Annotated in this window: 29 protein-coding genes and 1 tRNA gene; 21 read left to right on the forward strand and 9 right to left on the reverse strand. The window is 38.3% G+C overall.

Annotated elements, in window-relative coordinates; genetic code table 11:
• Positions 1 to 66 precede the first annotated feature (66 nt).
• From L3V38_RS03405 to L3V38_RS03425, 5 genes are all read left to right on the forward strand, one after another.
• The gene (locus tag L3V38_RS03405; protein ID WP_237118358.1) at positions 67 to 306 is read left to right on the forward strand and encodes a hypothetical protein; all 240 of its coding nucleotides are present in this window, start codon (positions 67 to 69) and stop codon (positions 304 to 306) included.
• Positions 307 to 449: 143 nt separating this feature from the next.
• On the forward strand, positions 450 to 1,241 hold the full coding sequence (locus L3V38_RS03410; RefSeq protein ID WP_237118359.1) for an MBL fold metallo-hydrolase: 792 nt from the start codon (positions 450 to 452) through the stop codon (positions 1,239 to 1,241).
• 654 nt (positions 1,242 to 1,895) lie between these two features.
• Entirely contained in the window at positions 1,896 to 2,078 is a 183-nt protein-coding gene (locus L3V38_RS03415; protein ID WP_237114178.1) for a hypothetical protein, read from the forward strand.
• 75 nt (positions 2,079 to 2,153) lie between these two features.
• On the forward strand, positions 2,154 to 2,726 hold the full coding sequence (locus L3V38_RS03420; protein ID WP_237118361.1) for a hypothetical protein: 573 nt from the start codon (positions 2,154 to 2,156) through the stop codon (positions 2,724 to 2,726).
• Positions 2,727 to 2,855: 129 nt separating this feature from the next.
• Positions 2,856 to 3,239: a hypothetical protein gene (locus tag L3V38_RS03425; RefSeq protein ID WP_130150125.1), complete on the forward strand. Its 384-nt coding sequence runs from the start codon at positions 2,856 to 2,858 to the stop codon at positions 3,237 to 3,239.
• Between the two features lie 8 nt (positions 3,240 to 3,247).
• On the opposite strand, the gene L3V38_RS03430 is transcribed toward L3V38_RS03425, so the two are convergent.
• Both L3V38_RS03430 and L3V38_RS03435 read right to left on the reverse strand, forming a co-directional pair.
• Entirely contained in the window at positions 3,248 to 3,667 is a 420-nt protein-coding gene (locus L3V38_RS03430; RefSeq protein WP_130150124.1) for a hypothetical protein, read from the reverse strand.
• A gap of 82 nt (positions 3,668 to 3,749) precedes the next feature.
• A complete protein-coding gene (locus tag L3V38_RS03435; protein WP_237118363.1) occupies positions 3,750 to 4,691 on the reverse strand; it encodes a sodium-dependent bicarbonate transport family permease in 942 nt (313 codons plus the stop codon).
• Between the two features lie 105 nt (positions 4,692 to 4,796).
• Between L3V38_RS03435 and L3V38_RS03440 the strand changes: the two genes are divergently transcribed.
• Positions 4,797 to 5,750: a LysR family transcriptional regulator gene (locus L3V38_RS03440; protein WP_237118365.1), complete on the forward strand. Its 954-nt coding sequence runs from the start codon at positions 4,797 to 4,799 to the stop codon at positions 5,748 to 5,750.
• A 5-nt stretch (positions 5,751 to 5,755) separates the two neighbouring features.
• On the opposite strand, the gene L3V38_RS03445 is transcribed toward L3V38_RS03440, so the two are convergent.
• From L3V38_RS03445 to L3V38_RS03455, 3 genes are all read right to left on the reverse strand, one after another.
• On the reverse strand, positions 5,756 to 6,421 hold the full coding sequence (locus L3V38_RS03445; protein ID WP_165381461.1) for a GGDEF domain-containing protein: 666 nt from the start codon (positions 6,419 to 6,421) through the stop codon (positions 5,756 to 5,758).
• Positions 6,422 to 6,979: 558 nt separating this feature from the next.
• Entirely contained in the window at positions 6,980 to 7,873 is an 894-nt protein-coding gene (locus tag L3V38_RS03450; protein ID WP_237118366.1) for a TIGR01777 family oxidoreductase, read from the reverse strand.
• Positions 7,874 to 7,965: 92 nt separating this feature from the next.
• A complete protein-coding gene (locus tag L3V38_RS03455) occupies positions 7,966 to 9,261 on the reverse strand; it encodes a diguanylate cyclase (protein WP_237118367.1) in 1,296 nt (431 codons plus the stop codon).
• A 240-nt stretch (positions 9,262 to 9,501) separates the two neighbouring features.
• Between L3V38_RS03455 and L3V38_RS03460 the strand changes: the two genes are divergently transcribed.
• The 3 genes from L3V38_RS03460 to L3V38_RS03470 all read left to right on the forward strand — a co-directional run bounded on the left by L3V38_RS03460 (position 9,502) and on the right by L3V38_RS03470 (position 13,283).
• Entirely contained in the window at positions 9,502 to 11,520 is a 2,019-nt protein-coding gene (locus L3V38_RS03460) for an ATP-binding protein (RefSeq protein WP_237118368.1), read from the forward strand.
• 99 nt (positions 11,521 to 11,619) lie between these two features.
• Positions 11,620 to 12,036 (forward strand): translesion error-prone DNA polymerase V autoproteolytic subunit, encoded by a 417-nt coding sequence (umuD, locus tag L3V38_RS03465; protein ID WP_237118370.1) that lies wholly within the window; start codon positions 11,620 to 11,622, stop codon positions 12,034 to 12,036.
• Positions 12,024 to 13,283: a Y-family DNA polymerase gene (locus tag L3V38_RS03470; RefSeq protein WP_237118371.1), complete on the forward strand. Its 1,260-nt coding sequence runs from the start codon at positions 12,024 to 12,026 to the stop codon at positions 13,281 to 13,283. The genes umuD and L3V38_RS03470 overlap by 13 nt, the downstream gene beginning before the upstream one ends.
• A 35-nt stretch (positions 13,284 to 13,318) precedes the next feature.
• Here the strand turns inward: L3V38_RS03470 and L3V38_RS03475 are convergent, their stop codons facing one another.
• Positions 13,319 to 13,726, reverse strand: a complete 408-nt coding sequence (locus L3V38_RS03475) for a hypothetical protein (protein ID WP_237118372.1) — start codon at positions 13,724 to 13,726, stop codon at positions 13,319 to 13,321.
• A gap of 1 nt (position 13,727) precedes the next feature.
• Positions 13,728 to 14,642: a zinc dependent phospholipase C family protein gene (locus tag L3V38_RS03480; protein ID WP_237118373.1), complete on the reverse strand. Its 915-nt coding sequence runs from the start codon at positions 14,640 to 14,642 to the stop codon at positions 13,728 to 13,730.
• A gap of 555 nt (positions 14,643 to 15,197) precedes the next feature.
• On the opposite strand from L3V38_RS03480, the gene L3V38_RS03485 reads away from it, so the two are divergent.
• From L3V38_RS03485 to L3V38_RS03515, 7 genes are all read left to right on the forward strand, one after another.
• On the forward strand, positions 15,198 to 15,464 hold the full coding sequence (locus tag L3V38_RS03485; RefSeq protein ID WP_237118374.1) for a hypothetical protein: 267 nt from the start codon (positions 15,198 to 15,200) through the stop codon (positions 15,462 to 15,464).
• 2 nt (positions 15,465 to 15,466) lie between these two features.
• Positions 15,467 to 15,649: a hypothetical protein gene (locus L3V38_RS03490; protein ID WP_237118375.1), complete on the forward strand. Its 183-nt coding sequence runs from the start codon at positions 15,467 to 15,469 to the stop codon at positions 15,647 to 15,649.
• Positions 15,621 to 15,878, forward strand: a complete 258-nt coding sequence (locus L3V38_RS03495; RefSeq protein WP_237118376.1) for a type II toxin-antitoxin system RelE/ParE family toxin — start codon at positions 15,621 to 15,623, stop codon at positions 15,876 to 15,878. The genes L3V38_RS03490 and L3V38_RS03495 overlap by 29 nt, the downstream gene beginning before the upstream one ends.
• 112 nt (positions 15,879 to 15,990) lie before the next feature.
• Complete coding sequence (locus tag L3V38_RS03500) at positions 15,991 to 16,341, forward strand: hypothetical protein (RefSeq protein WP_237118377.1); 351 nt, start codon at positions 15,991 to 15,993, stop codon at positions 16,339 to 16,341.
• A gap of 39 nt (positions 16,342 to 16,380) precedes the next feature.
• Positions 16,381 to 16,668 carry a hypothetical protein gene (locus tag L3V38_RS03505; protein WP_237118378.1) on the forward strand — a complete coding sequence of 96 codons (288 nt, stop codon included), beginning with the start codon at positions 16,381 to 16,383 and terminating at the stop codon, positions 16,666 to 16,668.
• 116 nt (positions 16,669 to 16,784) lie between these two features.
• A complete protein-coding gene (locus L3V38_RS03510; protein ID WP_237118379.1) occupies positions 16,785 to 17,096 on the forward strand; it encodes a hypothetical protein in 312 nt (103 codons plus the stop codon).
• 91 nt (positions 17,097 to 17,187) lie between these two features.
• Positions 17,188 to 17,898: a polysaccharide deacetylase family protein gene (locus tag L3V38_RS03515; protein ID WP_237118380.1), complete on the forward strand. Its 711-nt coding sequence runs from the start codon at positions 17,188 to 17,190 to the stop codon at positions 17,896 to 17,898.
• Between the two features lie 428 nt (positions 17,899 to 18,326).
• Here L3V38_RS03515 and L3V38_RS03520 read toward each other — a convergent pair.
• Together L3V38_RS03520 and L3V38_RS03525 are read right to left on the reverse strand one after the other, a co-directional pair.
• Positions 18,327 to 18,403, reverse strand: a tRNA-Pro gene (locus tag L3V38_RS03520).
• Positions 18,404 to 18,517: 114 nt separating this feature from the next.
• The gene (locus L3V38_RS03525; RefSeq protein WP_237118381.1) at positions 18,518 to 19,135 is read right to left on the reverse strand and encodes an arylesterase; all 618 of its coding nucleotides are present in this window, start codon (positions 19,133 to 19,135) and stop codon (positions 18,518 to 18,520) included.
• On the opposite strand from L3V38_RS03525, the gene L3V38_RS03530 reads away from it, so the two are divergent.
• The 5 genes from L3V38_RS03530 to ruvB all read left to right on the forward strand — a co-directional run bounded on the left by L3V38_RS03530 (position 19,136) and on the right by ruvB (position 24,641).
• On the forward strand, positions 19,136 to 19,855 hold the full coding sequence (locus L3V38_RS03530; protein WP_062569310.1) for an ABC transporter ATP-binding protein: 720 nt from the start codon (positions 19,136 to 19,138) through the stop codon (positions 19,853 to 19,855).
• Entirely contained in the window at positions 19,845 to 22,346 is a 2,502-nt protein-coding gene (locus L3V38_RS03535) for an FtsX-like permease family protein (RefSeq protein ID WP_237118383.1), read from the forward strand. Before L3V38_RS03530 ends, L3V38_RS03535 begins: the two co-directional genes overlap by 11 nt.
• Before the next feature lie 136 nt (positions 22,347 to 22,482).
• Positions 22,483 to 23,007, forward strand: coding sequence for a crossover junction endodeoxyribonuclease RuvC (gene ruvC, locus L3V38_RS03540; RefSeq protein WP_062569308.1), 525 nt, complete (start codon positions 22,483 to 22,485; stop codon positions 23,005 to 23,007).
• Position 23,008: 1 nt separating this feature from the next.
• Positions 23,009 to 23,629, forward strand: coding sequence for a Holliday junction branch migration protein RuvA (gene ruvA, locus L3V38_RS03545; protein ID WP_130150107.1), 621 nt, complete (start codon positions 23,009 to 23,011; stop codon positions 23,627 to 23,629).
• Positions 23,630 to 23,636: 7 nt separating this feature from the next.
• Entirely contained in the window at positions 23,637 to 24,641 is a 1,005-nt protein-coding gene (gene ruvB / locus L3V38_RS03550) for a Holliday junction branch migration DNA helicase RuvB (RefSeq protein ID WP_062569306.1), read from the forward strand.
• Positions 24,642 to 25,672: the final 1,031 nt, after the last annotated feature.

Here is a 25,672-nt window from a genome sequence, read left to right on the forward strand (position 1 = left end):
GCTCGATATTATAGCCCACGTATTTTTGCCCCTAAGCGGGGTGTTAGGTAACCGAGGGGAATATAGGTGCATATTGTCATAACTGAGAAGGAAGTGGTTCTTACTAAACTGGATTACCAATCGTTCCGAGAAATTCAAAACGACTTCTTTGATTACGTCACCTCACTTGGCCCTTGGTCATCGGAGGAAATAGTAGATTACCTTGAAATTGAGTATCCAAACATTACACCTCCTGCTAAAGAACAAGTAGATGCACTTATGAAATCAGAGCATTTTGAAGTTGCCTTAAAAGGGCTTGGTGAATAAGGTTACCTAACAAGTTACTCAAAAGGACGCAAAACGCTTGGCTTGCGCTCCTTCGTCGCTAATTTTAGCCAAGCATTTATGCGCCCATTAGTAAGGCGTTAAATGACAATGTACTATTTAGTATCGCTTAACTAGGATGAGCTATGACAAAATTTAAATGCATACAATTAATTTCATTGCTATTTTTCAGTTCTACTGTCTTTTCTAGCAATATCCATGTAGAGAAAATATCCGATCAAGTTCATATTTTGAGTGGAAAGGAGTACGGAACTAATATTGGATTAATAACTACAGAGAATGGTTTGACCTTAATCGATCCCATGCCAGGGGGTGGGCATTTACTAGAGTTAGATAATATAGTTAAGTCAATTTCCGATAAGTCTATAATTTATATCTTGAATACTCACACACATTCAGATCATACGGGTGGTAATGAGTTTTTCATAGAGCAAGGCGCAAAGCTTGTCGAGAGTATTACTACTTCAGATGATCTTGTTCATATTAAAGTGAAGTCACACTCTTCGAATGACAATATTTATTACCACAAAATTAGCAATACTATCTTTGTTGGTGATGTTTTCGATACCAGTTGGCACCCAACATTTTATGCAGGTGGATTTCAAGGTTTTAATGATGCGATTGATGCAATTATGAAGCTAGGTGACGAAGAGTCTCTCATAGTGCCCGGCCATGGCGCACCAGCAAGAAAGTTGTCTTTACTAGAATTCAGAAAAAATACTTCAGAATGGATAATGAGAGTCCGAGAGCTACACCAAAAAGGGTGGGATGAAGACCGAATAATGAATGATGCTCAAGCTAAGAGTATTGTGGAAAAATTCAATTTAGGCGGTAGGTCACCGTTCCTTTCCCAAGAAGCATTCAAAAGATTTGTAGAAAGAACAATTTCGGTGATAGAAAAAGAGAAAGGCATGTAATAAGGGGTTTAAGGCGGATTCGTAACAGTTGGTTCGATTCCGCTTTGCTTCACAAATTTAGCCCACTTTTACTCTCCGCTTAATGCGTTACCAATGTCTAGCCATTGTACAGATCCGTCTGTCGATTCTAACTCATAAATGTCCAAAAACGTGTTAGAACGAACTTCCGCTGATCGCTCACAACCGCCTGTCAGATGAAATTTAAACCTATTCATTAAAACTGTAAGATAATCAGATATGCGGACTTCCCCTAAACAACTAGACATCTAGGACTCTTGTTAATTTATTTTCATTAAGCAAAATCACAAGGAACTTGATTATGCATCACCAATCCAATTTTATATCACTTTGCTTTTTTAGACTTGGCCGAAAAACAAAAGCTAAGTTTGACTATACTCACACTACACTTATCTTAAATGTCAGAATTATGGCGCTGAGCTTTAAGGGCTAATAGATAAAAGGCTGACCTTCGGATAAAAGGGTAGGTGGAGTGAGTGTTTTTGTTCTCAATAAGCTTGTAAAGCAACCTGTAGGTTACTTTTTATGCTTATATAGGTAGCTGAGCGAATAGTTTTTATTCAAAACTATGTAATGGCTCAAAATTTGCTAGTAAATCGCATCTTTATTTATACCTAAATATGAAGGAACAAAAAAATGACTTTATCTACTTTATTACTATCTACTTTATCTTCAACTGCTTTACCTGCACAGTCTTTTGATACAACTAAACTTCAAGGTACTGGTGGGATCGTAATAATTAGAAAGAAAAAGCAAGAATACCAATTAAATGGTACAGGTGGTATTGTTATCATTAGAAAAAATAAGAAAGAAAATTAAAATAAATAAACCAGCAATTTGCTGGTTTTTTTCTTCATTTCATTTTACCCTTTGAATTCGTTTAGAGGGTGAAAAATGCTTGAATCTATTCAAAATTTGTACAATAACTTGTTAGTTGCAACCGAGGATCATCGAGTTATTTCGCTCCAAGCTATTATAGCGACTATGTATGTCTTAGCACTGGCCTCTTCATTGTATCGAGCACTTAAAAATAGAGAACACTTTAGTGACTTTTTATCAATAGCATCTGTAGTTGTAAAATATGCACTAACTTCACTTTTGATGGAGTACGTTCTAATTTTTATAGCAGAAAATAAAAGTATAGGAAATACGCAACATATTTACCTCGTAGCATCTTTAATTAATGTGCTTAGTATTTATTTTTTGTATTACTTACATACAAAACTCAGTTATAAGTTTGGAAACTTGTTCTTTTGTGTCATTAAGCTAACAACTCTTCTATCCTTTGCTCATCTTATTTTATGGTTCAAACTGGTTGTTTTAAATATACAAGCTGAGCATGCCTATGTTCACTACATTTACAGCTTTATCGTATTATATGTAAGTATCGCACTTGCAATTGTGATGCTTTTTCCTCGTTTGCTTAAAACTAAGCTAAAGGTTTTAGTCAGTCCGAGCTGGCCCTGATAGATAAATATGTATAAATGATAACTTTGTTATATATCAGCTTTCTAGTTTCATTTATAATGCTTTTTACTGATATGTTGAAAGCTAACTTTGGGTGTATAGTAACATTCAGTTTACCGAGGGACCGTAATGCTTGAACTTATATACATAGCCATTGTCGTTTTAGCCATCATGCTGGTTGCCAGTATTTGGTTAATTTCGCGTAAGGGCATTTTTGAAGATCAGATAAGAACAAAGTCTGTTGAAGCTGTTTGGTGTACCATTCAAGCTGAAAATGAAACAGACCTAAACCGTGCTATTAAACTTTTTAATAAAGCTGAGCAACTCAAAGGCGAAATTGCGGGGCTGATTGGTCAGTCGCCAGACTTAGAGCAATTGTCATTGGCGGATAGCTGCTGCAATTTGGCAGATAAAGAGCTGAAAGACATGTCGTTAGGCGAGTTACAACGATATTATGATCAGCAAAATAACATCGCTAATATCTATAACGAGTTATACAAAGGTAGAAATTAAAAGCCAGATTATTTGATCTGGCTTTGTATTTTGATTTCGTTTTCTATTTGCTTAACTTGAATTTTTGCTAATTGGTTAAGCGCTTCTTGTGTTTGATTATCACCTTTTATCAACCCCGCGGTTGATAACTTTTTAATGCTTTTAATAATGCCATTATTAACCGCTTGTAATAAATCACCATCCAGCGTCATCGTATTTTGGTTATGACCATTTAATACAAAATCAAAACTTGTGTCTGTCATTTTACATGCGGTATCAATGACTTCGTAGGGTGGAGTTGCACTGTCAATACAGTGCTCGCAAAACCCAGATTTTAATGATAAGTAGTTTTCCAATTCAGTATTATTTTTCACTTCACATAGCTTACATAAGCGTTGAAAAATCTCACTTATGCGCTGCTGCTCAGTGTTGAGTTTATAATTGAACATGGCAGCTCCTTGCTTATTTTTGCCTATCTTAAACGACTTTTGACTAAATCGCATTGATAAAGCGATGATTGAGCTTACTTTTTTACGAAATAAACAATGCCATTTGATGGTATAACCCTATTCCGACTAGTACATTAAACGGAAACGTAACCCCTAAAGAACTGAGCATTGCTAAGCCGATATCAGCATCTGGGATCGCTGCTTTTATTGCTGCTGGCGCTGCTATGTAAGAAGCACTCGCGACCAGGCTACCTAATATAACAATGGATCCTAGCTCTAACTGCAAAGCGGTGCCGACAAACACACCTATGGCACCTAGTAAGTTAGGGGTTATGATAGCGAATAGCGCTAATCGCCATTGATGCCAAGGGATTGGGCGTAAAGTTTGCGCTGCCATTAACCCCATTTCAAGTAAGAATAGTGCCAGCACTACTTTGAAGCTGTTAGTTAATAAGCTTGTAACTTGGCTTCCTTCTTGGGTGCCGTACATCATACCAATGATCACGCCGCCAACGAGCAATATCACGCTTTTGTTGGTGAGAGTTTCATGCCATAGGGCTTTAAGTGATAAGTTTTGCCCAGAGCCATTACCTAAGCGGCGATAAAGTAATAAACCAACGATGATGGCGGGTAACTCAAGCATCACTAAATAGAGTGTTACTTCTGCACCTACATTTAACGAATTAGACTCGACATAGGCCAATGCAACAGCGAATGTTCCGGCACTCACTGAGCCGTAATGCGCAGCAATACTTGCGCTATTTGCGATTGATAAATTAAGTGCATATTTTAAAACAGGGAAAAGTAGTAACGGAATACAAGCGCCAAGCAGTAGTACAGAGCCCATTTCAGGTAGCAATTGCCAATGTAAATTGCCATGTAATACCATTCCACCTTTTAGGCCTATAGTAAGCATGAGTAATAAACTCAATGTTTCGTAGGTTGCTTGGGGAATTTTTAAATCCGACCTTAATAAGCCAGCGGTGACACCTAAAACAAAAAACATTACAACAATATCAGGCACTTTGTTCTCCTCTTAGTTAAAGCGCCGCTATTCTAGATAAAAATTAATATAGAAAATAATTAAATAGTTGATATCATTATATAGGTAATTATCTATAGGTGATGTATGGATCTAAGGCATATCTCTTTTCGTTTATTAGAAGTGTTTATGTGTGTTGTTAAAACACGCTCGATTAGTGAAACGGCGAGGCAATTATACTTAACGCAACCTACGGTATCGCAGCAAATAAAACGCTTACAAGAAACAGTCAATGAGCCATTAATTGTTGTTAACCAACAGCGTATACATGTGACAGAAGCGGGCTTTGCACTTTTTCAGACATGCCAGCAAGTGTTTGGGCACTTTGATGATTACCGAGACTACTTAGCCGAGCTCAGAGGGGGGGAGCGTGGTCAATGCAAGATTGCTATTGTGAATACTGCGCAATATATTCTACCTAAGCTCTTGGGCCCTTATAGTAATTTACATCCGCACGTTGAATTACCGCTTGAAATTGGTAATCGTGCTGAGGTGTTAGCTCGTTTTGAAAGAGGGGAAGATGATATTTATGTTTTCAGTCATCCACCTTCGTTGGAACACGCAAAAGCTGCGCGTTTTTTACAAAATCCATTGGTTTTTATTGCGCCAAAAAACCATCACCTTGCTTTGCAAAAAAATGTAAATCTGAAAGCATTAGTAACGGAGCGTTTTTTATTACGAGAACCTGGCTCTGCTACGCGTATGTTATTTGAAAGTGAACTACAAAGTAGGGGCTTTGTATTAAGTAACACTGTGCAAATGGCAAGTAATGAAGCTATTCGTGTATCGGTTGGCTCGGGTATGGGGTTGGGGGTTGTTTCTCGGCATGTTTTACCTGCGCATGACACTTCGTTTTGCATCCTCAATGTGGCCGATGTTCAGATTGCAAGTCATTGGTATTTTGTTATTAGAACTGACCGACATTTATCGCACGCTGCAAGGAGCTTTTTAAAGTTTGCAGAGTTAAATCTAGAACAATGCTTAGATAAAGCCTGGATAACAAATGAATTAAGTACGCTCAACGACAGCCTTGGTTATTAATAAAGCTAAAAGGCCATCATGACTACTTGGTTGCGACCATTACTTTTGGCTTTATAAAGCCCTTTGTCTGCTTGGGCGAGTAATTCGTTAATGTTATTGCTGCCAGATTTGTGTGTAATTATTCCAACACTAATCGATAGCTTTATTTCGTGCTGCTGATGTATAAACGTTTCACTATTAATCGCTACTCGTATGCGCTCAGACAGTATTTGGCCTTTTTGTAAACTGGTGTTAGTGAGCAGTACGGCAAATTCTTCGCCTCCAATTCGTGCGATAAGATCGCCTTCCCTAAGTTGCGATTTAATTTTATTGGCGACCCACTTTAATGCTTCATCGCCAGTATCATGACCATATTGGTCGTTCACTTTTTTAAAAAAGTCGATATCGATCATCAGTGCACAGAGTTCGGTTAAGTTATTGTTGGCTTGTTCTAAATAGTTATTGCTAATAGTTAAAAACGCGCGTCTGTTTAGTAAGCCTGTTAGTGGGTCTCTATTGGCCAAGTCACTTAAAATTTGCTCAGACTCTAAAAACATTAATAATGGCCAAATCATTGCCGTTAGTGTGGTTATCACAATGTGACTCAGTAAGATGATGGCGAGTATTTGTGAGAAATCGAAAGTAAATATATTAAGCCCATCTATCACTAATAGCCCTAGCTGTAAGAGCATAATGCAAGCATGCAATACAAAACATAGCTGTAACAGGACCAAGTGAATAATGTGTTCGACATTGAGCTTTCTTAGTGCATAAGCCGCATAACTAAAACATGCAGCAATCACTGCTGTTGTTATAAGTTGATTAATTGAGTTGCTATACAAAGGTAATAATATGATTGCACTAGCGCCCAATAAATAAGCGCACAACTTTAACTTTTGTTTTTCGGATTGCGTATACGCATGTATACCCAAAATAGCTGCTAAGGGAGCTGAAATTATGAGTAAGTCTGCTATGTAATGGGTGATAAATGGCAGGTTTATAAAGAGCCTTAAAGAGGCTGTAATTTGCGCTAACACAAAAATTAGGCACGAGCTCCCCCAGTACAAATAGCTAGACTGCTTTCTTAAAAAATACAAAGACAGTAAAAAAGCACCAATTATCAGATTCAATAAAATTGAGATACTAATAATGGTGGGTAGGTGCACCATATATAATCCTAAACTCACACATCTGTGTTCACATATTAATTATTATGTATTAATAGCGTTATGGCAATACGCATTTAGTTCTTACAATTTTAGACTTTCCAGTGCTGGTTTAAGGGTTGGATAATGAAAACGGTAATTATGTGCGAGCACTTTTTTGGGCAGTACGAATTGCCCATGTAGTAGTAGGTCTGACATTTCACCCATCATCAGCTTTAATACCCAACCAGGCATTCTAAGCATCGCTGGTCGCGACAGTACACTGCCTAAGGTTTGGCTAAACACATTATTACTCACAGGGTCGGGAGCGGTTGCGTTAATAGGGCCATGAATGTCTTCGTGTGTGAGTATAAATAAAATAAGTTGGATCATGTCATCAATGTGTATCCACGACATACCTTGTTGCCCATGACCGAGTGGCCCACCTAAGCCAAACTTGAATGCGGGTAGCATTTTTGACAAGGCACCGCCTTGTTTAGCAAGCACGATGCCGGTTCTTAACAGGCATACTCGTGTTTTTTCTGATTCTGCTTTTGTAGCTGCATGCTCCCAATCACGGCACAGCACATGACTAAACTCAGGGTAGATATCATTAAATTCTTCATCAATATGATTATCATTTTGACGGCCGTAAAAACCAATTGCACTACCAGATATAAAAGTATGAGGAGGTGACTCACAGCGATTAATAGCTTTGCTAATTTGCTGTGTTAGATTGACTCGACTCTCAAAAAGTGTGCGCTTTTGTGATTCACTCCAGCGTTTATTTACAATAGGCTCACCCGCTAAATTTATCACCGCATCTATGTCTTCAAAGTCGACTTCATCGAGTGTCTGTACAGCATGTACCTGATGTGTAAGCAGCACATTTGCTTGAATTGGATTACGACTAAGTACAGTTACTTTATGATGATTAAGTAAAAAAGGGCACAAGTGTTTACCAATCAATCCCGTTCCACCGGTTAACAAAATATGCATAGCGATACCCTTTTTATAAATATGCGTGTATGTTTTTTATACATAGCACGTCTGTTTTTTGCAAATTTATACGTAAAAAGACATATTTACGTTCAGTTTTCATCATTAGATTGGTAGAAAAAATAGGTTTTATTAGCTGTTGTTTTTGCCTTGTACATTGCGGTGTCAGCATTTTTTATTAATTGTAGTGCATCACAACTATGATCTGGAGCGATTGATACTCCAATACTCAAAGAAACTTCAATACGCTGATTTGCGACTTCAAATGGTAATTTAAATTGCGCAATTAAATGAGCGATCATCGCTTCAACATAGGATGTTTTGGCTGTGTTATGCATAATAACGATAAATTCATCTCCGCCGTAGCGGTATATATCATCGTCTGCACGGGTTGATGAACTGATCCGCTTTGCCGTTTCTTTTAAAATATCATCACCCACTGCATGACCGTAATGATCGTTTAATTCTTTAAACTTATTTATATCAATAAAAATAACAGCAACTTTACTATCTTCAGTACATAAATTGATAGCATCAATGAGTTGTGACTCTAATTCTGTTCGATTAAGTAGCCCCGTTAAATGATCGTGATTAGCCTGAAAGGTGAGTTTTGCCGTTTTTTTATGAATGATCTTGCTCATTCGGTAAAACCGCTTAAGTAAATGGCCAATTTCATCATGGGCAGTGTAATGTGTGGTATCTGGTTTTTCTCCTCGCTCTAGCTTCTCAGTATTGGTAATTAATAGATTAAGCGGTTTAAACAACTTATTTCTGATATACACAGCACACAAAACAGAAAGCAAAATAAATAGCGGGATCTGGATAGACACTATAAAGGTGATTACTTTTCTGTTATGTCTAAACTCTTTTCGTTCGATATCGAGGCGCTGTCTTTCGTCATCTTGAAAAGTGCTTATTTTTTCACTTATTTGATCCATTATTATTTTTCCCTGATCACTTTGAACGACGGATATTGCTTTTTTGATTGAGGCATCGGTATTTTGTTGCGCAAGCTCTATTGTTAGTGCAAGTTCAGCGAATTTTTGTTCAACAAGTAAGCGAATATCACTTAGTTGCTGTTGTTGTTTTTTATTACTTACAGTGAGGTTATTAAGTTCAGATAGTCGAGATTGGCTTTCTTTTATTCCAGAATAATAGGGAGCAAGGTAACTTGCATCATGGGTGAGTAAATAGCCTCGCTGGCCTGTCTCAGCACTAATTACATCATTATACAGTAGCTCCGATTCATCAATAATTAAGTGGGTGCGAGTAACAGCGTAAAGTTTTGAGCGGCCTTCTTGATCGAGATAAAACACGATGGAAGTATTTAGTAATAACACTAAAAACAGTGATGTGAGTAACAGAGTTAGCTTTAGTTTTAGTGACATCAATAAGCCATAATAAGATGAAATGAGCTTAGTTAATGATAAAGTATTGATGATGGTAGGGAATAACGCCAATAAAAGTTTAGCTGAAGGATAAAAAGGCACCTAGGTGATGAACAAAAAGAGATTTAGTGACTTTTAATTATAAAAACTAAGTATTTTTGATTGATTTGATGTGTGTTTTTCTATTTATTGGTATGCTGTTATCAAAATAAATCCAGAATTATTACCTAAGGAGTTAGGTTGAACTTTTTACGTCGATTTCATGATATTGTTTCTGATCAGACTCTTTGTTTTGAAGATAAAGTTCAGCACATCTTACGGTTTGGTTTAGATGTTTTTGCCCTCGATTTTGCTATTGTGAGTGAAGTCCGTGAACAGGTTTATACTGTATTACATGTGGTGTCTCCCAATAATGAAATTGCAGTGGGTACTCAATTTGATTTAGAAAATACATACTGCTTACATACACTTAAGGCTAATAAAGCGTTATCATTTTATCATGCGTCAAAAACACATATCGCAGCGCACCCTTGTTATATTAATTTTCAATTAGAGTCTTATATTGGTGCACCTATTTATGTGGGAAGTCAGGTTGTGGGTACGGTTAATTTTTCTGCTCCCCAGCCATCAGCACCTTTTACAAATGAAGCGCATGACTATGTTGAACTTTTTGCTCAATGGCTGGGTAGTGAATTTGCGCGAAATAATAATGCTCAAAAGCTTATCAAAAAGAATTACATGCTGGCTCAAGTTGAAGATGTTGCCAAAATCGGCTCTTGGGAATTTGATTTAACAACCAATCGTATTTATTGGAGTAAACAAACACGCATAATTCATGAAGTAGCAGAAGATTATACGCCAAACATAGAGACAGCGATTAATTTTTATAAGCAAGGTGAAAGCCGACGCGCGATTGAAAAAGCTGTGTCAGATGCGATAGAGCATGGCATTGATTGGCAAAACGAAGTTGAACTTGTAACAGCGAAAGGTAAAACAATTTGGGTGTCGACCTTTGGTGAAGCTGAGTTTAATAATGGGCAATGTATTCGCCTAATTGGTACATTCCAAGATATCACTAAGGAAGTGCTACTACGCGAAGAGCTAAAACAGCAAAAGGCCGACGCTGAACGTACATTAAAAGACCGCAGTATCCTGCTTGCAAAAATAAGTCATGAATTAAGAACCCCTCTTAATGGTATTACAGGGATGCTGACAACCTTACTCTATGAAAAGTCAGAACAAAAGCGTGAAGAAAAGTTAAAAGTAGCATTGCGCAGTGCTGATATTTTATTGAATATTATTAATGAAGTACTGGATTTCACAAAAATAAATCATGGCGAGTTACAGTTAGAGCCAAGTCACTTCTTACTGAAAACCATTTTTATTGATTTAGTGTCGTTATATACCCCGTTGTTTGAACAAAAACAGCTTCGGTTTGATACAGATATTAATATTGATGATGAATGCTGGACGTTTTGCGACAACACGCGAATAACTCAAATAGTTTCAAATCTATTGAGTAACGCACTTAAGTTTACCGATGACGGTCATATTAGCATTAAAGCTACCACAACCTCAGAGCAAGATACTGTTGTACTTCACTTACAGGTAAGTGATACAGGGGTTGGTATGACAGAAACCTTTATGAAATCACTGTTTTCCCCGTTCACTCAGGAAGTAAATAAAGAGCGTAAAAAAGGAGGAACAGGACTTGGGCTTGCTATTATAAAAGAGTTGATTGATTACATGGGTGGCACAATTAATGTGTCGAGTGAATATCAAAAAGGGAGCTGTTTTGATATTCGATTACCTTTGCAAAAAGGCACGCCACAAAATCAAAGTAACCATAGTGGCAGTGACGTTGATTTATCGTCATTAGCTTTATCGATACTGGTTGTTGATGATAACCAAATCAACCGTTTCGTGCTTTCGGCCTTTCTAGAAAAAATGGGTTTATCCGCTGATTTTGCCTGTGACGGCGTCGATGCAATTAATAAATGTAAGCAAAAACACTATAACTTAATTTTTATGGACTGTGTTATGCCATTGTTGGATGGCCTTGAAGCAACGCGCCAATTAAGAAAACTTGCTATATGTCCTACGGATAAAACCTATATTGTAGCCTTAACGGCAAATACCTCTGCTGATGATAAAGCAGCATGTAAACAAGCGGGTATGGACATGTTTATTTCTAAACCCGTTAAAAACATATTCATTGAACAGGCAATACTTGCTGCTAAAGAAAAGTTTGATTTATAAGTAAGTTACAGAATCTTGCTTTTAGGCTTATAAAATTCCACTTTCCTAATTATTTTATCTAACCTATACTGTGTTTATGTACAGTATTTGTGGTTGTGTATGTTTGTTATTCCTATCTATATTGAAGCAGGTATTACGGGTTTTGAGTCGCCTGCGGCAGAGTACAAAGAACTTGGCTTGTCGCTTGATGAGCTGCTTATTAAACATCCCCATGCAACCTTTATAGGTTTAGCATCAGGTCACTCAATGGTAGATGCAAAAATCTTTGATAAAGACTTATTAATCGTTGATAGGAGCGTGGCTATCCAAAATGGCGACATTATTGTTGCCACTTACAACGGCAGCTTTGTGTGCAAGATTATTGATACCAATAAACGGCAATTATTATCAGCCTCAGACTTATATAAGCCCGTATCAATTTATGAAGACGATCAGTTTAAAGTTGAGGGAGTTGTAACTGCTTGCATACGAACATTTAAAAATAACAAAAGCATAAACTCCTTATGTATGCGCTAGTTGATGCTGCCGCTTTTTACGCAAGCGCAGAGAAAGTGTTTGATCCCTCCATCCGCTATAAACCGGTTGTTGTCCTAACGAACAACGATGGCTGTATTTGCGCCGTTTGCCCAATCGCTAGAAAGCTAAATATTCCAAACTTTGCACCTTATTTTAAAGTGAAAAATTTTTTAGCTAAAAATAATGTAGTGGTGCGTTCATCAAACTATGAATTATATGCCGATTTAAGTGAGCGTATGATGACAGTGATAAGCCGGTTTAGCGATACGCACCATGTTTACTCGATAGATGAGTCATTTTTAAAATTTACAGGGTTTAGTAGCCTGATTACTGATTGGCATGCTTATGGTCAGCAAATAAGGCGCACAGTATGGCGTGAAACAAGCTTGCCTGTTGGGGTCGGGTTTGGCACAACGCCAACATTAGCTAAAGCTGCAAATTATGCGGCTAAAAAACTACCTGGTTTTAAAGGTGTGGCTGTTATTAATGACGAGGTTTCACGTAAACACATACTCAGCCAAATGGATGTAAGGCATGTATGGGGAGTCGGCTCTCGTTTAGCAAAAAAATTTAAACTGATGGGAATAGAAACAGCTCAGCAACTTGCAGATCAAAGCCCCAAAAAAATGCGTAGGTTATTTAGTGTTGTTGTTGAGCGAACGGTGAGTGAATTAAATGGTGTGGCTTGTTTAAATTGGGATGAAGTGAAGCAAGGTAAAAAAGAGGTATTTTCTACACGTAGTTTTGGTGAGCGAGTTACAGATATCAACACATTAAGAGCCGCATTAAGTGCGCACGCAGCAATTGTTGGTCGAAAACTAAGAAGGCAGGGCTCTATAACAAAGCGTATTGTGGTATTTGCTGCCAGCTCACCACATGATAATGAGTATTATAAAAAGTCTATAATATTTGATTTTCCTGCTGCTACAGCAGATACACTCGAAATCACAAAAGCAGCTTCATTAATATTAGAAAAAATATACAAAGAGAATGTGCATTTTTATCGCTGTGGAGTCGGGGCAATTGAGTTGGAATGCTCGGCAAATAAGCAGCTAGACTTATTTACTGAAAAGCAGTCTAAGCAAGTACTTATGGACTGTGTTGACTCAATTAATAGTCGGTACGGAACAGGTGCTTTACAATCAGGCAGTGAGTGTTTAACGCAGAAATGGAATATGCGCCGCGCATTTTTATCACCGCACTACACAACTAGGTGGTCTGATATTCCAATAATTGATTGTGGTTAAAACATTAAAGGAATATCAAATCAGCATTTAGAAAGTTAATGACTCGCGCACAGTTGACTAAAAGTAACTGTCGCTTCACAAGCAAGAGGCGTACTCGACTGCCAATGTTGTATGTCTGATTTGGCTGTGCAACCGATATCTTCGATAAGTAGCCGCTTATCTTGGCAAAGCAATAAAGCGGCATCTTGCTCTTGAATAACAACTTTTAACTGATAATTTTTAAATGGCGTAAGCCTGCTTTTATCGCCTCTGATCGCCGTTAATAATAATTTTTGTGGGTCAGTATATGACTCTGAGCTAAACTTTAGTGTTCCATCCACTGCGGCAGAAATATCTTTTAATTGCGATGCAAGATCTGCCATTTCTTCAGGGTTGTAAGTATTTGCTGAACTCGCGCAACCTGCTGATAAAACAATTGCTGTGATGAGAGTTATATATCGCATTTTAAATATTCCACGCTGTTAAGTGTCCGTGTTCATCTTTGCCCGTATCCAAATTCCAGTTGCAAAGTTGAGTGCATTCTTCATCATTAAAAATATCGTTAGCGATGATGGATATAAAGTATTTAATATTTTTAACGGCTAAATCAAACACGTCATTATAGTGCATTGGACCATTAGGGGTTGCGAGGTCTTCTATAAAGCTACTGTCAACTTCGTCGTCACGAGGGTAAAGAAGGCCATTGTCAGCGGCAACATGCCTAGCCCAAGGAAACAGTCTGTATCCTTCCTCTGCGTTATTTACTACTAATTGAAAACCACTATGCCATGCATCAAAGTTAGGTTCTGCTACTTGGGCATATTCAGTGTGTATGCTAGTTAATATGTACTGCCAAATTTGCTTTATATCATCATCAAGACAATTCTCTTGATTGGTGCATGAGCCAATATTTAACTCAACGCGGTCGGCAAAGCCAATTTCGCCTAGATTTAATCGCGACCAAATAAATGAATCTTGATTCATCTCACATTGTCTGTGTTCGGCCTGATTATGCTCGTACGGTCCTACTTTAAGCTCGACTACAGGGTGTATCGTTATATCAGCAGCAACATGCGACATATAGCCACACAGCCATGCAAAGCATTTTTCTTTCGCCCATCCCTCAAGGTTTTTACAATACTTTATGGCTTCCTTAATAACATCACCTGTGTTTTGATAATGCATTAAATCAGCCCACTTGTTTTGTGCAGCATTACCTAAGGCAAGATAAGGATAATCAGGAGACACGCAACCAAGCTCAATATACTTTTGATTTGTACTTAAAATTAACTTGGCTTGATTGGGAATGCTCATCCTTGAAAGAGCATTGTTATCAGTTGCTAAATTAGCCGCCGTAATATGTGCGAATGCACCAGGCATGAGTAAATCCTTCTACTTAATTATTATATTTACAACTTATAGGAGTATAATAATTAGTCAAGTTGTGAAGAGGGGTTGTTTTATAATTTGGTGATTTTATAGGTGAAGTGCGAAGTTGTCAGTATTCTTGGTTGTCTTCTATTAACTGAACTTGAGGTGTAACTCGTTTCTGCCCAAAATGCGTTAGCAGCTAAGGTAGCTGCTTAAAATCAATTAGTTAGCCTGTTTAATTGCTCGGGCTAGCGGCCTCTGTATGCGTAAAAAATATAATTGCTTATTGAGGAAAATTTAGGTGTAATGAATACATAATAAGCGCTGAGCAATGCAGGGAAAGCTTACATAACACTAGCTAAGCTGATTAAATTAGCGAGGAAAGTGAGAGCCTCCAAAAAGCCTACTTTTTATAAGTAAAGCCATAGCATAAACAACACCAACTCTGACACACCGAGCAGGTAGCGGCTCAGTCCAACAAGCAATTATGCAATTTAAACAGCGTGTTGCATAAATACTAAAATGTTATGCTTTTATATAAATTCTCTAACTATGGAGTTGTCTATGAGAAAAATACAATTGAATGTACTTCCTAATGAAGTCGTGAAATTAATAACGGAAGAAAATCCTATATATGAAGATATAGGTATCTTAGGTGATAAAGGAGAATTAAAAGGAGTTGTTATTACTCCTGAAGCATATTCTTATTTTCTAAAAAAAGTAGAAGAAGATGAAGATAAGGAAGACTTAGAGTTTTTAGATAACTTTGATAGTAAAAATGAGTTGGATTCTGCTCAAACTCTTGATGATTTTTTAAAGGATGAGGGTTAATAATGCCTATTAATTATGAACACGATACTGATTATGCAAATAATAGTGAAGAAATGCAGGATGTTACTGATGCTGTTAATGCAAAAGTACAAATAACTAATAAAGAAAATGTCATGGATTTTGACGAATTTTTACTTAAAGAAGGAATTTCAACAAATGGCATTCACAGTAAAGATAGCAAATAAAGCTCAAAAAGAATTAAAAAAAGTATCTCCGCCTTATCAGCAAAAAATAATAAAAGCTGTTAAAGAGTTAGCTTCAAACCCTATGCCTATTGGTGTTAAAAAACTAAAAGGCAGGCTTAATGAGTATAGGGTAAGGGTTGCTGATTACCGTATAATTTATGAGATATACGACTCTGAAATGATCATATTAGTGGTAAAAGTTGGTCACAGAAAGGCTATATATAAATAATAGATCAAGCATAACAAACCATTCAAGTAGGACTAAAGTAGTAGGCTCTTCGCTTTGCTCGATTATAACCTGCTATTTTAGCCTCTTAGAGGAGCGTTAGGCATACAGGAAAATGCAAGCCATCTTTAGACTCACAAATATAGTTTTAGTATTGTCATTATTAATAAGTAGTGTAAGTCATATTATTCTGCTTGCATCAGACAGTTCGCAGTACCGAACGTTTGTATTGGTCCAAATTACTGTTCAGCTATTAGCTTGTGCCGCTGTTTGGGGTATTCAAAAGTTTAAATTATCAGCTTTTATAGTTTTCTTTTTACTGTCTTTAGTATTTTTGGCTATAAATAGCTTTTATATTAATTACGGTGATTTTGCTGTGCACTTTGTTGTTTTTGTTATATTTTGGCTTTGTTATGGTAGCCTTATTTATAAATTTAAAACCAGTTTTGTGGCAAAGTATGCCTAACAAGGCAATTATGCGTGGGGCGTTATGTTTTAAGTGAGTATGGACGCAGAATTAAAGAAAAGAATTGATATCATAGTTGGACTTAGCAGGCTTGCTGGGGGGATGCTTATACCAATAGGGTGCCTACTAATATTCTTCTTTGTACAAGCCGTACTCGATCCGAATGCCGTAATTGAAGTGAACGGAATTTCGACTAATGACAAAAGTATGAAAATATCGGCTGTGCTATTTACCTGTTTATTTCCAATAATAGGCCTATTTTTAGCGTTTGCACCTAGCAAATTAATGGATAAATTGACCGCAAAAATAATTACCCGTTTAAGTTAATTTAAACATAACAAATTAATTAAAAAGTGGATGCAAAACAGCAGGCTTGCGCTCATTTTTTGCTTAGTTTAGTCTGCTATTTTTCGCCGTTTCTTAAGGCGCTATGTGTCACTAGTATGAAAGTAATTGATTCTGAAAATTGGGCTTGGTTTCTGTTCGAGCATGAAGGTGGTTTGTACTTGGATGCAAACTGCAATATGAGCGCGTTTGGCTATACGTACATGATTCGGCTAAATGAAAAGGAACAGGCGCAGTATACAGATGGGGGTCGGGAATACCTAAATAAACTAGCTCACGATATTCATTATTCAGTTCCAATTGCCAAAGATACATCGTCAATCTACAAAGGCCGTGATGTATCAAATGAGTTAACAGAGTTAGCAATTGAAGCTGTTAAATTGTGGCGTGAGGGCAGCAATGAAAGTTAAACACATAACAAACAAATGCTGCATCGACCTTCGGGCTGGACGCGCTAACGCGTCGCTGCTTTGGGTGTTATGCAAATAAGGATGAAAACCATTGAAAAGAGTATACCTGCCGATATTGATTCTTTTTGTAGTAATCATCTTTGGAGCTTGGAATATAAGTAAATCAAGAACTTTTCAGGTGTTTGGAGAGATAGTCGCAAAGGCCGAAACAAATGAAAAGATTATCGCATTGACATTTGATGATGGTCCTTGGGGGGCGAAATATACCACTCAAGTGTTGAATATCCTTGAAGAGCATGATGTGAAGGGTACGTTCTTCCTCAATGGGTCGGGAATTCAACAAAACAAGCAGCCGGCTATAGATCTGGTTAACGCAGGTCATCAGATAGGCAATCATTCGTACAGCCATAAAAGAATGATGTTAATGGGGCTTGATGAAGTGAGGGAAGAAATCGACTCCACCACAGCTTTAATCCGCCAAGTTGGATTTAAGGGTGAGATATACTTTAGGCCTCCATATGGTAAAAAGCTTTTTGTTCTGCCTTATTATTTGAAGTCGGAGGGAGTAAAAACAATCACATGGAATGTTGAGCCTGAAATCTATCCTGAAATTGCGAAAAGTTCTGCGTCTATCGCAGAGTATGTTGTTAAATCCTCTACTCCAGGTTCAATTATTCTTTTACACGTTTTGGGATCTAAAAACAAAGAATCGCGAGACGCTATAGGGCCAATAATTAAGGGACTGAGAGCAAAGGGCTACAAATTTGTTACGGTCTCACAGTTGTTAGGGAAAAATGCATAACAAACGCAAGCAGCCGACTCGCTTCGCTCCTAGCTGTTGCAGGCGTTACCGAATAAATACTTTATTTGTCGAAAAACGCACTGAAGTGGTCGTCTGCTCCTCGCTCAAACTTATCTGTTGGGCAAAATTCCAACCTCATTGTTAAAAGCATAAGGTTGTATATGAGCTGCCACAATCCATTACATGTCTCTTGCAAATTATTTATCCGAGAAGCTTTTATGAAATTCTATTGTGGGTAAGGTAACAAAGGTGGCATTAGCTGTCTTCCTATATCCACCAATCAACACCTAATCTAACTTTAAAAAGAAAAATAAATTTAGTTAAGTATGGTGCGATAGATGTGCGATATAAATAAAAGAATGTAGAGTTAAGGTGCGATAAAGTAAATAGGTAAGTTAATTAACTTATTGAATAGAGTGTAGAAAAGCTGGTCGGCATAGCAGGATTTGAACCTGCGACCCCTGACACCCCATGACAGTGCGCTACCAAGCTGCGCTATATGCCGACGTTGCGAGCTATAGTACGGCTTTTTTTATAAAAATCAATACACCTTAGGTTTGTTTGCCTGTTTATTGTTCATTATTGCACGTGGTTTATATGAGGGGGCATTGGCTAGAGGTTAATCTAGCCATTGGTTGATCTCTTTATACATTATATCGCGTATAAGGGGTTGAGCTTCAGCGTTAGGGTGCAGGTTGTCATTTTGCATGAGCTCAGGGCGAGCAGCTATTTCAAGCATGAAAAATGGTAACAACTCAGAGTTCGTTTCATCTGCAATAGTTTCAAAGCTGCCAGTAAATAGTTTGGTATAACGTGGCCCATAATTGGGTGGAATATGCACTTCCATAATGGCTGTAGTAGCACCTGCTTGTTGGCTTTTGCTGACTAAATCGCGTAAGTTAGCTTGTAAGCGCCTGATTGGAAAGCCACGCAGTCCGTCATTTCCGCCAAGCTCAATAAGTACATGGGTGGGTTCGAACTCGTCGAGTAGGGCATCGAGTCGTCTAAGAGCGCCACCTGTGGTTTCACCACTAATACTGGCGTTTACAAGATACACAGATTGATCTTTTTCATCGTATTTATCTTGTAACAATTTAACCCAGCCTTGCTCTTGTTTAAGGCCATATGCGGCGCTTAAACTGTCACCTAAAATTAAAATTGTGTTGTCAGCTGCTGCCGTAAGTGGTTTGATTACTAACAGTAAAACGAATATAAAACGTAGGATTGGATACATCATATGTCAGCGCTTTCTCAATTAAACATTATTCAAGTTAAAGGACTTTCTAAAACGGTCACCACGGTAGAAGGCGACCTAACCATCCTCAGTGACATCAGCTTTAATGTCAAGTCAGGTAACTCAGTCGCAGTGGTGGGTACGTCAGGTTCGGGTAAGTCAACATTACTAAGCTTACTTGCAGGGCTTGATCAGTCAACGCAGGGGAGTATCCACCTTGATGGCTTAGCGCTACATGAATTAGATGAAGAAGCCCGTGCGGCATTACGGGCAGAAAAAGTAGGCTTTGTATTTCAGTCATTCATGTTAGTACAAAGCTTAACTGCGCTTGAAAATGTTATGTTACCTGCCGAGCTTGCGGGTAGCTCAAATGCAAAAGAGCAAGCGCTTGCGCTACTTGAAAAAGTGGGGCTGAGCCATCGAGTGGGGCATTACCCATCACAATTATCAGGTGGTGAGCAACAACGTGTAGCTATTGCGCGTGCGTTTATCGGAACACCTAAAATTTTGTTTGCTGATGAGCCATCAGCCAATCTTGATAGTAAAAATGGTAAGTTAATCGAATCACTTTTATTTGAGTTAAATAAAGAACATGGAACAACGTTAATTCTGGTCACACACGACGAGCAGTTAGCTGAAAAGTGCCAACAAATTTTACACATTGAAGCGGGAAAATTGGTAACAGTAAAAGAGTCAGAGGGAGTGCAAGCGAATGTGGGCTAAACTAGCACTTAAACTGTTTTCACGTGAATTTAAACGCGGTGAATTAACGGTCATTAGTGCAGCTATTGCCTTGGCCGTACTGACCGTTTTAACGCTGTCTATGGTTACCGACCGAATAGGACAGAGTATTGCACAAAAAAGCAGTGCTTTTATCGCGGCAGATCGCGTCCTTGCCAGTAATCATGAATTACCTGTTGAGTTTTTAGAGAAAGCGCAAGCAGAAAACCTGCGCACCGCGAAAATCACTTATTTTGATACCATGCTGTTTGCCAATGATGAAATGCAATTAGGCTCAGTTAAGGCTGTATCAACCACCTATCCCCTTAAAGGGCAACTCAAAGTAAAAACTAGCTTGTTAGGAGAGGCATTTATTACCGATAAAGTACCAAACCGCGGTGAGGTTTGGCTTAGCGAGTCGGTATTTTATGCATTAAACATACAGGTTGGCGACAAGGTCGAGTTAGGTGCGGCTACTTTTGTGGCAAGTCATGTAGTAGCTGAAGAGCCAGATGCGCCATTTAATGTCTTTTCCAGTAGTCAGCGTATTTTAATTAATCAGCATGATATTGCCAGCACTCAAGTTATTCAACCTGGGAGTCGTGTTTTTTATCGCCAGCTTTATGCCGGTGATGAAGATAGCATAAACACGTTCTATGATTGGTTAAAACCACAAATGAAAGAAAACCAGCAATGGTATGGGGTAAAAGATAGACAATCGCCTATTGCGAATAGCCTAAACCGTGCTGAGAGCTTTTTATTATTAGCCGGTTTACTAGGGATAATATTAGCGGCGGTGGCTATTGCTGTATCTGCAAAACGCTATTGCGAGCGTCAATATGACCCTGTGGCGATGATGAAAACGTTGGGGGGCAGTCGTGCCACAATCCGTAAAATTTACTTGCTACATTTGAGCTTAGTCTGCTTTATGTCTGTGGTTGTTGGGCTGGTTGTTGGTTTTGCGCTGCAAAGTATTGCCAGTGATTATTTAGCACAGTCGATGGGTACAGCACTACCTGCTTCAAGTATGAAACCTTGGTTGATTGCTATTGGTACAGGGGTTATTTGCGCGGTAATGTTCTCGATTAAGCCCTTGCTAGATTTGTTTGATATTCCGCCACTTCGCGTACTACGCCGTAATTTGGGGGATCGTTTGCTTGTCAGCAAGGTTCACTTGGCAATGTCGGCATTAACTGTGTTTTTATTAATGTGGTTATTTAGTAATAATATTAAGATCACAGCTATCTTATTTACCTCGACAACGGTACTGATTGCGCTTTTATTTGGTTTATCCAAACTCATTTTTGGAGGCGGTCGTAAACTAGGACTAAGCCCTGGTAATAGTTGGTCGCTTGCGATTGCTTCAATTCAAAAACGTGCTAATGCTAATGCAGTACAGCTGATAAGTTTTGCCCTTGCTATTAAGTTATTGTTGTTTTTAATTGTGCTTAAAAATGACATGATTTCAGATTGGCAGTCGCAGCTTCCGGTCGATGCGCCAAACTCGTTTTTAGTGAATATAACAGAGCAAGAGCTTGAACCCATTACCTCTTTTTTAGCAGAGCGCGATATGCCCACCTCTGATTTTTACCCGATAGTACGAGGTCGTGTTAATGCAGTGAATGGTGAGCTAGTTGCGCGTGAAGTATCACAGCAAGATAACGAGAAAAAAGATGAAGAGGCACGCTCAGGTATCGGCCGTGAATTAAACCTTACTTGGCGAGAAGACTTACCTGCTCAAAATGAGTTAATAGAGGGTCAGTGGTTTACACAAAGCTCAGTCGCAGAGGCCTCGGTTGAGGAGTCTATGCTTGAACGCCTTGATGTAAAACTAGGTGATACATTAACGTTTTTGATTGGTGCGCAATCGTTCGATGCAAAAATTACCAGTGTACGCAAAGTTAACTGGACCACATTAAAACCAAACTTCTTTATTATTTTAAGCCCAGATGTACTTGAGAGCTTTCCGGCAACGTATATTTCGTCGGTGAGTGTTAAAGCGCATCAAAAGCGTGAATTTAATGAGCTGATGCGCCAATATCCAACGGTTAATGTGATTGATGTTGAAAGCTTTATTAAGCAGATCCGTTCAACCATAGAGCAGGTATCTCTTGCGATTGGTTTTGTATTGTCTATTGTGGTGGTGTGTGGTGCTTTAGTACTTATATCTCAGGTGCAAGCGAGCTTGGGTGAACGAATGCAAGAGATTGTTATATTAAGAACACTGGGTGCAAAAGGACGGCTTATTAAAAATGCCACCTTGTATGAGTTTTTATTACTAGGCTTAACCGCGGGTGGGGTAGCTGCCGTTGTGAGTGATATTGCTTTATTAATAGTACAACAGCAAATGTTTGACCTTGCTGGTAAATTACACCCTCATATTTGGTTAATTGGCCCTGTTGTTGGTGGTGTCTTTGTAGCTAGTTTAGGCTATTTGATGATTGCGCGAACAATGCGTAAAAATACGCAAGGGTTACTGCGTGCACTAGGGTGATATAAAGCTCAATAATGTTTATAAAATGCCCGTGTATACGGGCTTTTTTTATGTTTTGCAATTGGTTACTGGTAATTTATACAGTGCTCTGGCATTATTAAGGCTATTGAATAAAGAAAATAAATGGGTCAGTTAGTTGGCAATTATTTTAGGAATTGATCCTGGTTCACGTTTAACAGGTTATGGCGTAATAGCACACCAAGGCGCTAAATTTACTTATTTAGGGAGTGGTTGTATTAAGCTAGCTGAACATGATTTTCCTGTGCGATTAAAAATGATTTATCAAGGGATCAGTCAGTTAGTTGAGCAATTTTCGCCCGATAGTTTTGCTATCGAAAAAGTATTTATGGCTCACAATCCAGATTCAGCTCTTAAATTAGGCCAAGCTCGTGGTGCGGCTATTGTTGGTGCATCTATGGCTGAACTTCCGGTATTTGAATATTCGGCACGACAAATAAAGCAAGCGGTGGTTGGCAATGGCGGTGCCGACAAATCACAAGTACAGCACATGGTTAAAAATATTTTAAAATTACCAGGCACACCACAAGCCGATGCGGCTGATGCATTGGCTATTGCTATTTGTCATGCTCACTCAGAACAAAATTTAATAAAACTTGCGGGCAGTGCGAGCAAGACCGTAAGAGGACGACTAAGGAAGTAATATGATAGGCCGATTGAATGGTTTGCTAGTTGAAAAGCAGCCGCCTGAAATTTTAATTGAAGTAAGCGGCGTAGGTTATGAAGTACAGATGCCGATGACCTGCTTTTATGACCTCCCAGCGGTTGGTGAGCAAGCTATTATATACACTCACTTTGTGGTGCGTGAAGATGCGCAGTTGTTATTTGGTTTCAATAACAAAACAGAGCGTGCGTTATTTCGAGAGCTTCTAAAAGCCAATGGTGTGGGTCCAAAGTTGGGTCTTGCTATTTTGTCGGGTATGTCTGCACAGCAGTTTGTGACATGTGTAAATAACGAAGATGCAACAACGCTTGTTAAACTCCCTGGTGTGGGTAAAAAAACAGCAGAGCGTTTAGTGCTTGAAATGAAAGATAGGCTAAAAGATTGGGGTAATGACTTATTCACGCCATTTAGCGATAATGCCATTATTGAGCCTACAAGTAATGATACGCTTGTAGCCAACAACGCAGCAGATGATGCTGTGTCAGCACTTATTGCCCTTGGTTATAAACTGCCGCAAGCGCAAAAAGCAGTAAAAGCGGTAAATAAACCAGATATGACGACTGAGGTTCTTATAAAAGAAGCTCTAAAATCGATGTTGTGAGTAAACCATGATTGAAGCAGATCGCTTAATAGATGCCAGTGAGCAAAGTAATGAAGACAGTGTTGATCGAGCCATACGACCAAAACTATTAAACGATTACACAGGTCAGCCACATGTTAAGCAACAAATGGAAATTTTCATCGAAGCTGCTCGTCATCGTGGTGAGGCGCTCGATCATTTATTGATTTTTGGCCCGCCAGGTCTAGGTAAAACCACACTTGCAAATATTGTTGCCAATGAATTGAACGTTAATATCAAAACGACATCTGGTCCTGTACTTGAAAAAGCAGGTGATTTAGCTGCATTGTTAACGAACCTTGAAGAAGGTGACGTACTCTTTATTGACGAAATACATCGTTTAAGCCCACAAGTCGAAGAAATCCTTTATCCTGCGATGGAAGATTATCAACTCGATATTATGATTGGGGAAGGTCCAGCAGCACGTTCAATCAAACTCGACTTGCCGCCATTTACTTTAATTGGTGCAACAACACGTGCAGGGTCTTTAACGTCACCACTTCGAGACCGTTTCGGTATTGTGCAGCGTTTAGAGTTTTATTCAGTTGAAGATTTATCAAAAATTGTAGCGCGTTCAGCACACTTTTTAGATTTAACCATGTGCGATGAAGGCGCAGCAGAAATCGCTAAACGTTCACGTGGTACACCACGTATTGCAAATAGGTTGTTACGTCGTGTACGAGATTACACTCAAGTGAAATCTGACGGCAAGGTTAACGCCAATGTGGCAGAACAAGCGCTCGATATGATTGATGTAGATAAAAGCGGGTTTGATTATATGGACCGTAAATACTTGCTTGCTATCATCGAAAAATTTATGGGTGGCCCAGTTGGGCTTGATAATTTAGCGGCGGCCATTGGCGAAGAAAAAGAAACCATAGAAGATGTGATTGAGCCGTTTCTAATTCAGCAAGGTTTTATACAACGTACTCCTCGTGGAAGATTGGTGTCCGATATAGCCTATCTTCATTTTGGACTGACCCCAGACAAATAAAAACTCAGCCTCGCATATGCGGGGTTTTTTAATCTTGAAACAAATCTAAAAAGGGGCAGTGAACATTATACCAATCCGCAATAATACTTAATCATTTTGAGGGATTAAACCTGTCGCTACCGGCGTTAAAAATTTCTGATTTAGAACAACTAAATAACGAAATTTTTGCCTTGCTATCAACGAGGTTTTATTGCCTCAAAATAGACTACTTAATTAGGCAAATTGGTATTAGCCCTCTATATTGCTAACGCAAATTATTTTAGATGCATAATCTAACAAGCATCATACCTTCCTGCTATTTAATTCACATACAGTTAAGCTAATTTTCGGTAATGTCTTTTCGTTTTGTGTAGGCAAAAAAAAGCCCGCATAATGATGCGGGCAAACAACAAGTTGAAGGAAGTAATTCAGGGAACTACAGCCAGCTTAAAAAGGTTTTATCCAAGTTAAGCTAACTAGGCAATACGAAATAATCATATTGCAAAAAACGGAGCTTAATGAAAGAAGCTTTCAAAGGTTGTTAGCTCGGTATGTGGGTATAATACGTAACAGTGAGTTTTTCTTCAAACTAGAAAAATTTTATTTTCAGATAAAAAAAACTAATAGCAGCATTATTTTCTATTGTTTTCTTTTTGTTCGCTTGTTCATTGTTGGTTTTGTAAGTTTATGAATAAAAAGATTTTTATAATTAACGCTCATTTTGTTCAGGATTAGTTTAAGTATTCTGTGCTAGCTTGGTGAATAGTGTTTTGGGTGTTTATGCGCATTATGTGAATAAACGCCGTATTTTACCAAGTTTAGCTATATTTTTAAGCACCGTGTAGATGCATTTTAGTTTTAAAAGGGAAGCCCTGCTTTTGGAGTAGTGAACAAAATGGTTAAAAAATAACTAAAGCATTTGCTTTTCACCGTTATTTGTAGCTATTTCACAGCAAGGGCGTTGTCAGTTCATAACTGACTAGATACACTAGATGTAACTTTTGACCATTATGATGGTCAACTAACACAAGTGTAATAAGTATAACAAATTA

Source organism: Pseudoalteromonas sp. L1 (assembly GCF_021728095.1).
Classification (GTDB): Bacteria; Pseudomonadota; Gammaproteobacteria; order Enterobacterales; family Alteromonadaceae; genus Pseudoalteromonas.

Coding starts and splice junctions, on each gene's coding strand:
- L3V38_RS03430 (WP_130150124.1), bottom strand. CDS start 3,667: ATGTTCAATTATAAACTCAACACTGAGCAGCAGCGCATAAGTGAGATT.
- umuD (WP_237118370.1), top strand. CDS start 11,620: ATGTTTGTTATTCCTATCTATATTGAAGCAGGTATTACGGGTTTTGAG.
- L3V38_RS03470 (WP_237118371.1), top strand. CDS start 12,024: ATGTATGCGCTAGTTGATGCTGCCGCTTTTTACGCAAGCGCAGAGAAA.
- L3V38_RS03415 (WP_237114178.1), top strand. CDS start 1,896: ATGACTTTATCTACTTTATTACTATCTACTTTATCTTCAACTGCTTTA.
- L3V38_RS03445 (WP_165381461.1), bottom strand. CDS start 6,421: ATGCTCTTACAGCTAGGGCTATTAGTGATAGATGGGCTTAATATATTT.
- L3V38_RS03410 (WP_237118359.1), top strand. CDS start 450: ATGACAAAATTTAAATGCATACAATTAATTTCATTGCTATTTTTCAGT.
- L3V38_RS03480 (WP_237118373.1), bottom strand. CDS start 14,642: ATGCCTGGTGCATTCGCACATATTACGGCGGCTAATTTAGCAACTGAT.
- L3V38_RS03510 (WP_237118379.1), top strand. CDS start 16,785: ATGAAAGTAATTGATTCTGAAAATTGGGCTTGGTTTCTGTTCGAGCAT.
- L3V38_RS03530 (WP_062569310.1), top strand. CDS start 19,136: ATGTCAGCGCTTTCTCAATTAAACATTATTCAAGTTAAAGGACTTTCT.
- ruvA (WP_130150107.1), top strand. CDS start 23,009: ATGATAGGCCGATTGAATGGTTTGCTAGTTGAAAAGCAGCCGCCTGAA.
- L3V38_RS03420 (WP_237118361.1), top strand. CDS start 2,154: ATGCTTGAATCTATTCAAAATTTGTACAATAACTTGTTAGTTGCAACC.
- L3V38_RS03455 (WP_237118367.1), bottom strand. CDS start 9,261: ATGTCACTAAAACTAAAGCTAACTCTGTTACTCACATCACTGTTTTTA.
- ruvB (WP_062569306.1), top strand. CDS start 23,637: ATGATTGAAGCAGATCGCTTAATAGATGCCAGTGAGCAAAGTAATGAA.
- L3V38_RS03475 (WP_237118372.1), bottom strand. CDS start 13,726: ATGCGATATATAACTCTCATCACAGCAATTGTTTTATCAGCAGGTTGC.
- L3V38_RS03495 (WP_237118376.1), top strand. CDS start 15,621: ATGGCATTCACAGTAAAGATAGCAAATAAAGCTCAAAAAGAATTAAAA.
- L3V38_RS03425 (WP_130150125.1), top strand. CDS start 2,856: ATGCTTGAACTTATATACATAGCCATTGTCGTTTTAGCCATCATGCTG.
- L3V38_RS03525 (WP_237118381.1), bottom strand. CDS start 19,135: ATGATGTATCCAATCCTACGTTTTATATTCGTTTTACTGTTAGTAATC.
- L3V38_RS03500 (WP_237118377.1), top strand. CDS start 15,991: ATGCAAGCCATCTTTAGACTCACAAATATAGTTTTAGTATTGTCATTA.
- L3V38_RS03440 (WP_237118365.1), top strand. CDS start 4,797: ATGGATCTAAGGCATATCTCTTTTCGTTTATTAGAAGTGTTTATGTGT.
- L3V38_RS03450 (WP_237118366.1), bottom strand. CDS start 7,873: ATGCATATTTTGTTAACCGGTGGAACGGGATTGATTGGTAAACACTTG.
- L3V38_RS03505 (WP_237118378.1), top strand. CDS start 16,381: ATGGACGCAGAATTAAAGAAAAGAATTGATATCATAGTTGGACTTAGC.
- L3V38_RS03490 (WP_237118375.1), top strand. CDS start 15,467: ATGCCTATTAATTATGAACACGATACTGATTATGCAAATAATAGTGAA.
- L3V38_RS03485 (WP_237118374.1), top strand. CDS start 15,198: ATGAGAAAAATACAATTGAATGTACTTCCTAATGAAGTCGTGAAATTA.
- L3V38_RS03535 (WP_237118383.1), top strand. CDS start 19,845: ATGTGGGCTAAACTAGCACTTAAACTGTTTTCACGTGAATTTAAACGC.